This window comes from Streptomyces nidicola, assembly GCF_050106155.1.
In the GTDB taxonomy this organism is placed as follows: domain Bacteria; phylum Actinomycetota; class Actinomycetes; order Streptomycetales; family Streptomycetaceae; genus Streptomyces.
Genome location: NZ_JBNBPI010000001.1, coordinates 1,004,839 through 1,017,779, shown reverse-complemented (window position 1 = coordinate 1,017,779; position 12,941 = coordinate 1,004,839). Strand labels below are relative to the sequence as shown.

Annotated in this window: 12 protein-coding genes; 7 read left to right on the top strand and 5 right to left on the bottom strand. The window is 70.4% G+C overall.

Annotated features, from left to right (window positions below):
* Positions 1-3 precede the first annotated feature (3 nt).
* The 4 genes from ACOKM3_RS04765 to ACOKM3_RS04750 are packed head-to-tail and all read right to left on the bottom strand — an operon-like array spanning position 4 to position 4,173.
* Positions 4-1,020, bottom strand: coding sequence for an amidohydrolase family protein (locus ACOKM3_RS04765; protein ID WP_426897206.1), 1,017 nt, complete (start codon positions 1,018-1,020; stop codon positions 4-6).
* Positions 1,017-2,159 (bottom strand): FAD-dependent oxidoreductase, encoded by a 1,143-nt coding sequence (locus ACOKM3_RS04760; RefSeq protein WP_426897204.1) that lies wholly within the window; start codon positions 2,157-2,159, stop codon positions 1,017-1,019. Before ACOKM3_RS04760 ends, ACOKM3_RS04765 begins: the two co-directional genes overlap by 4 nt.
* Positions 2,160-2,182: 23 nt before the next feature.
* On the bottom strand, positions 2,183-3,166 hold the full coding sequence (locus ACOKM3_RS04755; RefSeq protein ID WP_426897202.1) for a cyclase family protein: 984 nt from the start codon (positions 3,164-3,166) through the stop codon (positions 2,183-2,185).
* Positions 3,163-4,173: a fumarylacetoacetate hydrolase family protein gene (locus tag ACOKM3_RS04750; RefSeq protein ID WP_426897200.1), complete on the bottom strand. Its 1,011-nt coding sequence runs from the start codon at positions 4,171-4,173 to the stop codon at positions 3,163-3,165. Before ACOKM3_RS04750 ends, ACOKM3_RS04755 begins: the two co-directional genes overlap by 4 nt.
* A gap of 148 nt (positions 4,174-4,321) precedes the next feature.
* On the opposite strand from ACOKM3_RS04750, the gene ACOKM3_RS04745 reads away from it, so the two are divergent.
* The 4 genes from ACOKM3_RS04745 (at position 4,322) to ACOKM3_RS04730 (ending at position 8,486) form a co-directional block, all read left to right on the top strand.
* Entirely contained in the window at positions 4,322-5,260 is a 939-nt protein-coding gene (locus ACOKM3_RS04745; protein WP_426897198.1) for a LysR family transcriptional regulator, read from the top strand.
* 51 nt (positions 5,261-5,311) lie between these two features.
* Positions 5,312-6,073, top strand: a complete 762-nt coding sequence (locus tag ACOKM3_RS04740; RefSeq protein WP_426897196.1) for an IclR family transcriptional regulator — start codon at positions 5,312-5,314, stop codon at positions 6,071-6,073.
* 122 nt (positions 6,074-6,195) lie between these two features.
* Entirely contained in the window at positions 6,196-7,179 is a 984-nt protein-coding gene (locus ACOKM3_RS04735) for a PDR/VanB family oxidoreductase (protein ID WP_426897194.1), read from the top strand.
* An 89-nt stretch (positions 7,180-7,268) separates the two neighbouring features.
* On the top strand, positions 7,269-8,486 hold the full coding sequence (locus ACOKM3_RS04730) for a cytochrome P450 (protein ID WP_426897192.1): 1,218 nt from the start codon (positions 7,269-7,271) through the stop codon (positions 8,484-8,486).
* A 9-nt stretch (positions 8,487-8,495) separates the two neighbouring features.
* On the opposite strand, the gene ACOKM3_RS04725 is transcribed toward ACOKM3_RS04730, so the two are convergent.
* A complete protein-coding gene (locus ACOKM3_RS04725; RefSeq protein WP_426897190.1) occupies positions 8,496-9,539 on the bottom strand; it encodes a LacI family DNA-binding transcriptional regulator in 1,044 nt (347 codons plus the stop codon).
* Positions 9,540-9,811: 272 nt separating this feature from the next.
* Here ACOKM3_RS04725 and ACOKM3_RS04720 point away from each other — a divergent pair, with 272 nt between their 5' ends.
* From ACOKM3_RS04720 to ACOKM3_RS04710, 3 genes are read left to right on the top strand one after another with little or no spacing between them, the layout of a single operon-like run.
* A complete protein-coding gene (locus ACOKM3_RS04720; protein WP_426897189.1) occupies positions 9,812-11,128 on the top strand; it encodes an ABC transporter substrate-binding protein in 1,317 nt (438 codons plus the stop codon).
* Positions 11,129-11,186: 58 nt separating this feature from the next.
* On the top strand, positions 11,187-12,071 hold the full coding sequence (locus ACOKM3_RS04715) for a carbohydrate ABC transporter permease (RefSeq protein ID WP_426897187.1): 885 nt from the start codon (positions 11,187-11,189) through the stop codon (positions 12,069-12,071).
* A gap of 3 nt (positions 12,072-12,074) precedes the next feature.
* Entirely contained in the window at positions 12,075-12,911 is an 837-nt protein-coding gene (locus ACOKM3_RS04710; protein WP_426897185.1) for a carbohydrate ABC transporter permease, read from the top strand.
* Positions 12,912-12,941: the final 30 nt, after the last annotated feature.

The window sequence follows — 12,941 nt, the reverse complement described above, 5'->3', positions numbered from 1 at the left end:
GGGTCAGTCCTTCCTCAGGAGGGCGGCGGCGGTGCCGCCCCGGATGGCGTCGAAGTCGGCGGCGGGCAGCTCCGCGGCGCGCAGGGCGCCCAGCGGGTCCTCGCTGCCCATGTCGAAGGGGAAGTCGGAGCCGAGCAGCACCCGGTCCGCGCCCGCGACCCGCACCAACTCCCGCAGCACGTACGGGTCGTGGACCAGCGAGTCGAAGTAGAGGCGCTTGAGATAGCTGCTCGGCGCCTCCCGGCACGCCTGCGCGTCGGCGCGCGCCCGCCACGCGTGGTCGGCACGGCCGATGTGCGTGGGCAGGTAGCCGCCGCCGTGCGCCGCGATGATCCGCAGGCCGGGGTGCCGGTCGAGGACACCGGAGAAGATCAGGTGCGAGAGCGCGACGGCGTTCTCGGTGGGCTGGCCGACGGAGTTGGACAGGTACCACTGGTCCAGGCGCTCGTCGAGCGTGCAGCCGAAGGGGTGCAGGAAGACGAGCGCGCCCGTCTCCTCGGCCCGTGCCCACAGCGGTTCGTACGCCGGGTCGGACAGCTCGCGGCCCGGCGCGTGGCTGGATATCTCGACCCCGAGCAGCCCCTGTTCGAGGGCGTGGTCAAGCGCGCGCACCGCAAGGTCGGGGTGCTGGAGCGGTACGAGGCCGAGGCCCCGCAGCCGCTCCGGCGCGGCCGAACAGTGCGCGGCCGTCGCCTCGTTGGCCAGCCGGTACACCTTCTCCGCGGCCGCCTCGTCGGCCCAGTAGTGGTAGTGCGAAGGGGACGGGCTGACCAGCTGGACGTCCACGCCCTGGGTGTCCATCGCGGCGAGGCGGGCGGACACATCGGTGAGGCGGGGGAACCGGTCACCGATCATCCGGCCGCTGACCTTCAGCGCTTCGGGACCGTTGCGGCGGGCGTCCAGGGCCTTTGCCTCGGTGTGGCCCGGCAGGCCGTCCACCAGTGCCTCGATCTCGGGCAGCAGGACGTGGGCGTGCACGTCAATGGTGGGTGTCTCGGAAGGGGCGGTCACATCGGTCACGGCAGCTCCCGCAGCATCGTCATCGTGCGGCCCATCAGGCCGGGGACATCGGCGTCGCGGACCCCGTCGAGCTGCCACTGGCCGAGCTGCACGGACGCCTCCACGACCGGGCGCACACGGGTGATACGCCGCTCGTAGTACGCCTGGAACAGCGCGTCGTCCCAGGTGTCGGCGCCGGTCAGCATCTGGGTGAGCACCCAGGCGTCCTCCATCGACAGGGCGGCGCCCTGCGCGAGGGTGGGCGGACAGCAGTGCGCGGCGTCGCCGACCAGGACGACCCGGCCGCGGTGCCACGAACCCTCGACCAGCATCCGGTCGAACCACGTGTAGTTGACCTGCGCCGGGTCGGTGATGTGTCCGGTGATCTCCGGCCAGTGGCCGCCGTAGTGCTTCGCGAGCGAGCGCATCTCGTCGGCGTAGGAGTCCGCCGGGATGGTGGCACGGTCGCGGTTGGCCTCGACGACATACGCGTAGATGGTGGACTCGCTGGTCGGGCAGTAGCCCGCGATGTAGGCGGGACCGCCGTAGGCGAGGTCGGTGCGGGTCAGACCGGTCGGGCGCGGCGTGGCGACCCGCCAGATGGCCATGCCGGTGGGCTCGGGCCGGTCGGTGATGCCGATCGCGGCACGGGTGGCCGAGCCCAGGCCGTCGGCGGCGATCACCAGGTCGTAGCGGCCGTCGGTGCCGTCGCTGAAGCGCACGGAGACACCGGTGTCGTCCTGGTCGAGGGACTCGGCGCGGACACCGAGCCGCACGGTGGCGCCGCTCGCGCGGACCGCGTCGATCAGGATCCGCTGGAGCTGCGGGCGCTGCATGCCGACGGTGGCGGGCAGTTCGTCGCCGCCGGTGCGCAGGTCCTCGCTGACGTGCAGGACGGTGCCGTCGGGGGCGGTGATGCCGACCGCGTCGAAGCCATAGCCGGACCGCTCCACCTGCTCCCACACACCGAGTTCGCGCAGCACGCGCAGCGCGTTGCCCTGGAGGGTGATGCCGGAGCCCGCGGTGGCGTTCCAGTCGTCCTTGGCCTCGATCAGGTCGACCGCGATCCCGGCGCGGCGCAGCAGGATCGTCGCGGCGTTGCCGGCCGCGCCGCCGCCGACGACAAGGACCGAGCGGGGGCTGCTGGGGGTACTGCTCATGAATAACTCCTGTCCTGCGTCGGCTACTTGACGGCTACGGGGTTGACCGGGGAGCCGACGGCGCCGGTGATGGGCAGGGGCGCGGCGGTGAGCCAGAACTCGTAGGAGCCGTCCGCCGCGCAGTCCGCGGCGAGCGCGTCCGGGTCCCACATCTCGCCGATCAGCAGGCCCATGTTGGGGATCGCGACCTGGTGCAGCGGCTGGAAGGCGTGCTCGAACTCGTTGGGCCGCACCTCGAAGCCCCAGGTGTCGGTGGCGATCGCGGCGATCTCGGTGCGGTGCAGCCAGCCGGCCGAGGTGAACGACAGGCCGGGGGCCGGGCCGCCCGCGTAGTCGTTCCAGCCCTCGCGGCGGGCGCGGGCGAGCTGCCCGGTGCGCACGACGACGATGTCCCCGCGGCCGACGCTCACCCCGTGGGCCTCGGCCGTGGCGGTGAGGTGCTCCTCGGTGATGGCGAACGCGTCGGGCAGCTCGCCGTCGGTGCCGATGACCCGGCCGACGTCCAGCAGGACGCCGCGCCCGGCCACGTACGGGGCCATGTGCTCGATGCCGGTGACCAGGTCGCCGTCGGAGGTGACGACCTTCTGGGCCTCGCGGCCGTTCCACGCCTTGCCGTGGTCGAAGATGTGGCCCAGGCCGTCCCACTGCGTGGAGCACTGCAACGGCATGGCGATCACGTCGTCGGCGCCGCCCATGCCGTGCGGGAAGCCCTGGTTGGCGAGGGCCGCGTCGGTGCCGGTGTCGAGCATGGTGTGCACCGGGTTGGTGCGGCGCCGCCAGCCCTTCTGCGGGCCGTTCATGTCGAAGCTCTGGGCGAGGGAGAAGCTGACACCCCTTCGGACGAGCGCGGCGCCCTCGCGGCGCTTGGCCTCGTCGAGGAAGTTCAGGGTGCCGATGCGGTCGTCCTCGCCCCAACGGCCCCAGTTCGAGTACGCCTTGGCGGCGCGGGCGACGGCGCCCTCCGGGTCGGTGCGGTCCAAGGGTGTTGGCGTCTGCTCAGGGCTCACTTGGTCACCTCCGCCACACACCGGGTGCGCTGCGCGCCGAGGCCGGTGATGGAGCCGTCCATGACGTCGCCGTCGCGCAGCAACCGACCCCAGTGCATGCCGTTGCCGGCGGGAGAACCGGTCAACACCAGGTCGCCGGGGAGCAGTTGGGCGCTCTGCGAGGCGTAGGACACCATGCGCGCCACGTTGAAGATCATGTCCTTGGTGGACTCGTCCTGCATGGTCTCGCCGTTGAGCTTCAGGGTGAGCTGAAGGTCACCCGTGTCCGTGACCGATTCGGTGGGCACGATCCATGGGCCGAGCGGGGTGAATCCGGGCGCGTTCTTGCTGCGCAGCCAGTCGGTTCCGATCTGCGGCATGTCCCGGCGGAAGACGGTGGCGCGGTCGGTGAGGTCGTTGGCGATGGTGTATCCGGCGACGTACTCCAGGGCCTCCTCGACGGAGACGCCGTGGGCAGGCCTGCCGATCACGGCCGCCAACTCCAGCTCCCAGTCCGGCTTCCCGGCCCAGGCGGGCAGCACCACGTCGTCGTAAGGGCCGGTGATCGCGCTCGGCAGCCCGATGAAGACGTACGGCAGGTCCTCCGTGGCCCGCCGGTCCATGATCTCCGCCGCCTCGGCACGCCGCACGTCCTCCGGGCGGTCGTCGCCCGGGGCCTTGTGCGCGACGTGCAGATCGATCACGTGCTGGCGGTAGTTGGCGCCGGACTGGAACACCTGGCGCGGCTCGACCGGCGCGTGCACCGAGAAGTCCGCGAGCGGCTTCCGCGCGACGGTGCTGTCCTCGGCGTCTTCGGCCAGGGAGCGCAGCCGCGGCAGCACCGCGGCCCAGTCCTCCAGCAGCCGACGGGTCGTCAACCGGTCGTCGTCCAGGGCGATACGCAGGTCCACGACCAGCTCGTCGGGGGTGACCAGGGCGGGGAACTCCGGGCCGCCGGCAGGCGAGAGGGTCGCGAGCGCGAAGGGGCCGGCGAACGGTGCGGATGCGGGAGCGGGTTTCACGAACATGTCCTCCTGATTGCGGTGGTACTAATCTGGACCCGCCACCGGTGATCAGGGAAATAGATTCTGTGGATAAGAACTATCCGTCGGGTAGATTCTCCCTGGTCAGCGCCGTCCGACCCCGACCCCGACGCCGTACAGCAAGGGAAAGCCCGTGAATCTGGCCCGCCTGGACCTCAACCTCGTCGTCGCCCTGCGGGCCCTGCTGGAAGAGCGCAACGTCACGCGCGCCGGACACCGCGTCGGGCTGAGCCAGCCCGCGATGAGCGCCGCGCTCTCCCGGCTGCGCCGCCACTTCGACGACGATCTGCTGGCCCGGGTAGGCGGCCACTACGAGCTGACCGCGCTCGGCCAGGTGCTGCTCGACCGTACCTCCACCGCCTACGACGTGCTGGAGCGCCTCTTCGCCAGCCAGGCCACCTTCGACCCCACGCGGGAGGACCGCGAGTTCACGCTCGTCGCCTCCGACTACGCCGTCTCCGTGTTTGGCACGGCCCTCGCCCGCCACCTCCACGAGGAGGCCCCCGGTATCCGGCTGCGCTTCACGCAGACCCCGTCCACCGTCGTCGAGGACACGGCGACGCTGCTCAGCACCGTCGACGGACTGCTCATGCCGCACGGTGTCATCAGCGACTTCCCCGCCACGGACCTCTACGACGACCGGTGGGTCTTCCTGGTCTCCGACGACCACCCGAGTGTGGGGGACCGGATCACCCGGCAGGACCTCGCGGACCTGCCCTGGGTCACCTATCAGCGCACCTACGACGCCCCGGCCGTGCGCCAGCTCGGCATGCTCGGCGTCGAGCCGCACGTCGAGGTCTCCGTCGACAGCTTCCAACTGCTGCCGCTCCTCGTTGCCGGCACGCGGCGCATCGCCCTCGTCCAGGCCCGGCTCGCCCGGCTGCTCGCGCCCATCGCCCCGGTCCGGGTGATGGAACCTCCCTACGAGGCGGTCTCCTTGCAGGAGGCGCTGTGGTGGCATCCCGTGCACACCCACGACGCCGCCCACATCTGGCTGCGGGAGACCGCCGCGCGGGTCGGCGCCGGGCTGCCCCGGTCGCAGGACGGTCCCGCTGTCAACGGCACTGCATGACACGGGGGTTGGAAGGAGCCACGTGACCGGAAAGCCGGAAGGAGCCACCCGATGAAGCCGCCCCACCGCGAGTCCGTCCTCTCCCGTGCCGCACGCATCCTGGGGGCCTTCAGCCAGGACGAACCGGCGCTGACCGTCTCCGAGATCGCCCGCCGCACCGGCCTGCACGTCGCCACCGCCTCCCGCCTCGTGGGCGAACTGGTCGGGCACGGATTCCTGAGCCGCGACGAGGACCGCCGCGTACGGATCGGGGTCCGGCTGTGGGAGCTCGTCGTCCGCGCCTCGCCCACCCTGTCCCTGCGCGACGCCGCGATGCCGTTCATGGAGGGCGTGCACGACGTGGTCGGCCACCACGTCCAACTCGCCGTCCTGGACAGCGAAGAGGTGCTGTTCCTCGAACGCCTCTCGGCCCCGCGCTCGGTCATCAACTACACCCGCATCGCCGGACGGCTCCCGCTGCACGCCTCCTCCAGCGGCCTGGTGCTGCTCGCCCACGGACCGGCCGCGCTCAAGGACCGTGTGCTCGCCGGCGAACTCGCCGCCTACACCACCGCCACCCCGGCCACCCCCGCCCTGCTGCGGGCTGTACTGGCCGAGGTGCGCCGGCAGGGCTACGCCTACTGCCCCGGCTACGTCCACGAGGACGCCCTCGGGATCGCCGCCCCGGTGCGCGGCGCCGACGGCACGGTGACGGCGGCGCTCTCGGTCATCGTCCCCAACGACCAGAGCGCACAGGCGGTCGTGCCCGTCGTCCGCACGGCCGCCAGGGGAGTCTCACGCGCGCTCGGGGCGACCGCCGCGCCCGGCGTGTGACGGGCGTACGACAGCCAGGTGACAGCCGCACGAAATCCGTCTCTCACTGGATGAGAAGGCCGTCGCGGTGTGACCGCCGCCACGCGCATCCTGCCTGCAATCCACAGACGGGAGGCGACGACGTGGTCGCACACCACCTGCTGCCTGAGATTGCCCGCCCCACCCCGGCCCTGACCCTGCGGGTGCGCGCCAAGGACACCGTCGCGGACGGCGTCGTGTCCCTCACGCTGGAGCGCCCGGACGGCACCCGGCTCCCGGACTGGACCCCCGGGGCCCATGTCGACCTGATGCTGGCGGACGGGACGACCCGCCAGTACTCCCTGTGCGGCGACCGCTGGGACCCGTACACCTACCGCGTCGCCGTGCTGCGCGAGACCGCCGGGCGCGGGGGATCGGCGTATGTGCACGACCGCCTGGCGGCCGGCGACCCGGTCGGCGTCGGCGGCCCGCACAACCACTTCCCGCTGGCGCCCGCCGACCGCTACCTCTTCATCGCGGGCGGAATCGGCATCACCCCGCTGCTGCCGATGATCCATCAAGCCGAACTGATGCGCATCGACTGGCAGTTGCTGTACGGGGGCCGCGCCCGGGCGTCGATGGCGTTCCGCGACCACCTCGCGACCGCGTACGGCGAGCGCGTGCACCTGTGCCCCCAGGACGAGTACGGACTGCTCGACCTGGACACCTGGCTGGGCCGGCCGGAGCCCGGCACCAAGGTCTACTGCTGCGGGCCCGCCCCGCTCCTCGCCGCCGTCGAGTCCGCCTGTGCCGACTGGCCGCCGTACAGCCTGCGCACGGAACGCTTCACCGCCGCCGCCCCGGCCGAGCCCGTCCGCCAGACCCCCTTCGAGGTGGAACTTCGCCGCAGCGGCCGCACGGTCACCGTGTCGCCGGGCGTCTCCGTGCTGCATGCCGTACGCCGTGCGGGAGTTGAGGTGCTGTCCTCCTGCGAGCAGGGCACCTGTGGTACCTGCCTGGTGCCGGTGCTTGCCGGGACGCCCGACCACCGGGACGCGGTCCTGGCCGAGCACGAACGCGCGGCGGGGGACTGCCTGTTGCCCTGCGTGTCCCGCTCGCGCTCGGACCGGCTCGTCCTCGACCTCTGAGGTCTCTGAGATCTCTTAAACCTTGCAGGTCTCTGAGGCCTCTGACCATCACCCGGGCCGACCGACCGATTCGCATTCATGGAGCCGCCATGTCCGCAACAGCCGCCGCCCCCGCCCCCGTGCCGACCACCGACATCGATCCCTTCGCCGCCGAACACCTCGCCGACCCCGGCCCCCTGCACCGGGACCTGCGCGCCGCGGGCCCCGTCGTCCATCTGTCCCGCTACGACGTACACGCCCTCGCCCGCTACGAAGAGGTGCACACCGCCCTCGTCGACTGGCAGACCTTCCAGTCCGGCGCCGGTGTCGGCCTCGCCAACTTCCGCCACGAGAAGCCCTGGCGCCCGCCGAGCCTCCTTCTGGAGGCCGACCCGCCCCACCACGACGCCCCGCGCCGGGTGCTGAGCGAGATCCTCTCCCCGCTCGCCCTGCGCCGGCTTCGCGAGTCCTGGCAGAGCGTCGCCGAGGAACTCGTCGACACCGTACTGGCCACCCAGGGAGGGGAGTTCGACGCCTTCGAGGCGCTGGCCACGGCCTTCCCGCTGCGGGTCTTCCCGGACGCCGTAGGCCTGGGACCCGACGGCAGGGAGAACCTGCTGCCCTACGGCAACATGGCGTTCAACGCCTTCGGCCCGCGCAACGAGCTCGTGCGCGCCGACGCGGACCGGATGGCCGGTCTCTCGGCCTGGGTGAACGACCAGTGCGCCCGTGAAGCGCTCAGCGAGGACGGCTTCGGCGCCCGCATCTGGGCCGCCGCCGACCGCGGTGACCTCACCCCTGCGCAAGCACCTCTGGTGGTGCGCTCCCTGCTCACGGCGGGCGTCGACACCACGGTGCACGGCCTGGCCGCCACGCTCTACGCCTTCGCCACACACCCCGACGAGTGGCAACGGCTGCGCGAGCGCCCGCAGTTGGCACGCGTCGCCTTCGACGAGGCGGTGCGCTGGGAGTCGCCCGTGCAGACCTTCTTCCGCACCGCGACCACAGACGTCGAGATCGCCGGGGCAACCGTCCCCGAGGGCGGAAAGATCCTCATGTTCCTCGGCGCCGCCAACCGCGACCCGCGCCGCTGGGCCGACCCCGACCGCTTCGACCTCACCCGCGACCCCTCCGGCCACGTCGGCTTCGGCATGGGCCTGCACCAGTGCGTCGGCCAGCACGTGGCCCGCCTGGAGGCCGAGTGCCTGCTGACCGCCCTGGCCCACCGCGTGACACACCTGGAACTCGCGGCCCCGCCACGCCGCCACCTCAACAACACCCTGCGCTCCTGGGCCTCCCTCCCGGTACGTGTCCGCCTCGCGGGGTGACGCCCCTTCTCACGCAGGCGCGGCCGTGCTGGCGCGCAGGACCAGGCGGGGCGTCATCGTGGTGCGCAGCGCCCGGTCCCGCCGCCCCTCCACGCGTTCGATCAGCATCCGCGCGGCGGCCGCTCCCATCTCCTGCCCTGCCTGGTCGACGCTGGTCAGTTGGACGGGCGCCAGGGCGGCGAGGGCCGTGTTGTTGTAGCCGACCAGGGAGACGTCGTCCGGGATGCGCAGGCCGAGTTCATGGGCGGCCCGGTAGAGGCCCAGGGCCGCCACGTCCGCGCCCGCCATGACGGCGGTCGGCCGGTGCTCGCCCGTCAGCAGCGTGAGGCCGGCCTTGAAGCCGCCCTCGTCGGAGTAGGCGGCGTGGTGGACCTGGATGTGCCGCTCCAGGCCGTGCCGCCGCATGGCTTCCCCGTACCCGTCGGTCAGCGCGATCTCGGGGGTGCGCCGCCACTGCGCGGCCTTGTTGCCCGGCGCGGAGACCAGCGCGATGTCCCGGTGGCCGAGCGCGACGAGATGGTCGACGACGAGTCCTGCGCCGAGGTCGTCGGCGTCGGCCACTGTGTCGTGGCTGTCCGCGCCGTCGTGGTGGCCGATGACGACCGTGGGCGTCGCGGCGGCCGTGGCGAGGACCTCGGGGCGTGGTGTGCCGGGCGCGATGAGGATCAGGCCGTCCATCTGGCGGTCCGTCATGGAGCGGATGACGCGGGCCTGTTCGTCCGGTTCGAAGCCCGCCGCGCCGATCAGCACGGTGTAGTCGGTGGGTCCGAGCTCCTCGCGGATGCCGTCGAGGATGTCGGCGAAGAAGGCGTTGCGTACGTTGTCGAGGAGCACGCCGATCGTGTACGTCCGCCCGCGCATGCCACGGGCCGCCGCGTGCGGCCGGTAGCCGAGCTCCGCGATCGCCGCGCCCACCTTCTCCCGCATCCCCGGGCTCACGCCGTAGGCGTTGTTGAGCACCTTGGACACGGCCGTGGTGGACACCCCGGCGTGCCGGGCGACGTCGTTGATCGTCACGCGCTTGTTCGGCCTGGGTGTCGCGGCCCCGCTCATCGTCAGTACTCCTGATCTCGCGGCGTGAAGGGTAACGATTCACAGAATGCCACACTCGATCCCTCGCGTCCCCCTCCTGGGGCATCGACGTTACGGCTGAATGTCTTGACTGGTACGGAAGTTGCGTGCATGGTGATGGCCACTCGCCATGGGGAACGTTTCACACTCTCCGCCACGGCTGGGCGGCTTCCGCTCCATGCGTCGTGCCGTGCCCGAGCTCACCTGGCCTTACCTCTCCGCTTCGCTGATTCACTGACTTCTGGGAGTGAACCGTGTCTTCCCGTACCCCTGTTGTCCGCCGCATGCGCCTGAGCCTGCTCACCGCCGGTGTCGCCTCGATGTCCCTGCTCGCGACCGCCTGCGGCGGCAGCGGTGGCGGCTCCTCGGCCGCGCCGAAGGAGTTCGACTACCTGAGCGTCACCGAGAACACCACCGTCAAGACCGCCCTGAAGTCCCTGTCCAAGGGATCGTGCAAGTCCGCCCAGCAGGCTCTGCCGCTGAAGGTGGAAACGGTGCCGCAGAGCAGCCTGGACCAGAAGCTGCAGCTGCTGGCCGGGCAGAACGCCCTGCCCGTCCAGTTCGCCGCGGGCAACGCCCCCGCGCTCACTCAGCAGTTGGCGAAGTCCGGCAAGGTCGCCGACCTGGAGACCGAGCTGAAGAAGCTCGGAGTCCACGACCAGTTGGAGCCGGCCGCCGTCTCCACCATCAAGGCGCTGTACGGCGACAAGCTGGACGTCCTGCCGTACGAGTACAACATCGAGGGGATCTTCTACAACAAGAAGGTCTTCAAGGCGAACGGCATCGAGACACCCGGCACCTGGGCCGAACTGCGCTCGGCCGCCGCCAAGTTGGAGGCCAAGGGAATCCAGCCGTTCGCCGCCTCAGGGCAGCAAGGCTGGCCGTTGACCCGTCTCATCAGCGGCTACCTCTACCGCAGCCTCGGCCCCGACGCGCTGCAAAAGGTCGCCGATGGCAAGGCGAAGCTGACCGATCCCGCGTACGTGAAGGCCGCCCAGGAAGTCGCCGAGCTCGGCAAGAAGGGCTACTTCGGCAAGGGTGTCGGCTCCATCGACTACGACACCGCGATGAACCAGTTCCTGGCCGGCAAGGCCGGCATGTTCTACATGGGCAGCTGGGCGCTGGCCGCCATCTCCGACCCCAAGCAGAACAAGGTCGGCGCCGAGAACGTCGGCTTCCTGCCGTTCCCCGCCGTCTCCGGCGGCAAGGGCTCGATCGACCAGTACCCCTCGAACGTAGGACTCGGTATCGCCCTCAACGCGAAGTCCTTCGACAAGAAGACCGGGGACTGGGTCTCCTGCATCGCCAAGAACTACGGCAGCACCGCGCTCAAGGACCACGGCACCATCTCGGGCTTCAAGGTGAACACCCCGGTGAAGGACGCCAACCAGGTCACCACCCAGGTCCGGGACACCATCAGCGCCTCCAAGCAGAACGTGCTGTGGTTCGAGGCCCTGTTCAGCACCAAGGCGACCACCGTCAGCCAGACCAACGCGGCACGCCTCGTCACCGGAAGCATGAGCCCCAAGCAGTTCATGCAGACCGTCCAGGACGCGCTCGCCGCGAAGTGACCGCCCGCCCCGGCACGCCTCACCGGAAGCCTCAACGGAATCGAAGTGGACTCCATCCATGCACCGCGTACTCGGTGACCGCAGGGCCGTCGCGATCCTGCTCGGTCCCGCCCTCCTCGTCTACACACTGATCATGCTGGTCCCGATGGCGTGGTCGTTCGGGTACTCCTTCACCAAGGGCAACAGCATCGACGGCTTCACCGGCAACGGCGTCGCCAACTTCACCCGCCTCCTCGACGACCCGGCCGTCCACCACGCCCTGTGGTTCACCCTGAAGTACGCCGCCGTCGTCACCGTCGGCCAGGTCGTGGCGGGCTATCTGCTGGCCCTGCTCTACGTCTTCTTCCTCAAGCGCGCCTCGGCCCTGATCCGCACCCTCGTCTTCTTCCCCGTGGTGCTGCCCACCGTCGCCGTCGGCCTGCTGTTCAAGAACTTCTTCCAGGTCGCCCCGAACCCGGGCCCGGTCAACTCCCTTCTGAACGCGGTGGGGTTGGACTCGATCGACTTCTTCGGCAGCTCCGGCAGCGCCTTCTGGGTCCTGATCGTCATGGACATCTGGCGCTCCATGGGCTTCTACGCCGTCCTCCTCTTCGCCGGCCTCGTCGACATCCCCGAGGAGACCCTGGAGTCCGCCCGCCTCGACGGCGCCACCGGACTGCGCCTGGTGCGGCACATCGTGCTGCCACTGTCCCTGCCGGTGCTGATGTCCTCGCTGATCTTCAGCATCAACGGCACGCTCAAGGTCTTCGACTCCATCGTCGCCCTGACCAACGGTGGGCCCGGTGACGGCACGACCCCGCTGACCCTGTACATGTTCCAGACGTCGTTCACCTACAGCGAGTACGGCTACGGCAGCACGATCGCCCTGCTGCTGACCGTGGTATGTCTGCTGGTGAGCCTGGTCGTCTACCGCGTCTCGCGGCGCGACCTCACGGAGGGCTGAGCCATGGCTGTCCGCAATCCCGCCCGCCGCTGGTGGGTGAAGCTCGTCATCGGCGTGCTGCTCGTCGTGGAGATCTACCCGCTGATCTGGATGTTCCTGACATCCCTGAAGTCCAACAGCGACTACCTGAACAACTCCACCTGGAGCCTGCCCACCACCTGGCAGTGGGGCAACTACACCGAGGCGTGGACCACCGGGAACATCGGCCTGTACGTCCAGAACAGCCTGCTCGCCGTCCTGCCCGCCCTCGCCCTGATCCTGCTCCTCGGCACGGCCGCCGGTTTTGCTCTCCAGGTCATGGTGTGGAAGGGCCGCAGCCTGACCCTCCTCGTCTTCCTCGCGGGCATGATGGTGCCGCCGCAGATGATCCTGCTGCCGCTGTTCACCGTGTACTTCCAGACCGGTCTGTCCGGCACACTGTGGCCGCTGATCCTCACGTACACCGGGACGGGCCTGCCGCTGACCGTCTTCATGATGGCGACCTACTACCGCACCGTCCCACGCGAACTCTTCGAGGCGGCCACCATCGACGGCGCGGGCATCCTGCGCGCCTTCTGGACGATCAGCGTGCCGATGGTGCGCAACGCCCTGCTCACCGTCGGCCTCGTGCAGTTCTTCTTCATCTGGAACGACCTGCTGATCGCGCTGACGTTCACCAACAACCAGGACCTGCGCACCATCCAGGTCGGGCTGCTCAACTTCACCGGCGACTTCGGCGCCACCCAGTACGGCCCGCTGTTCGCCGCGATCTGCATCAACGTCTTCGGCACCCTCCTGATCTACCTCTTCCTCAACCAGAAGGTAATGAAGGGCCTCACCTCGGGAGCACTCAAGGGCTGACCCCCGCAGGCCCGTTGCTCCCGCGCACGT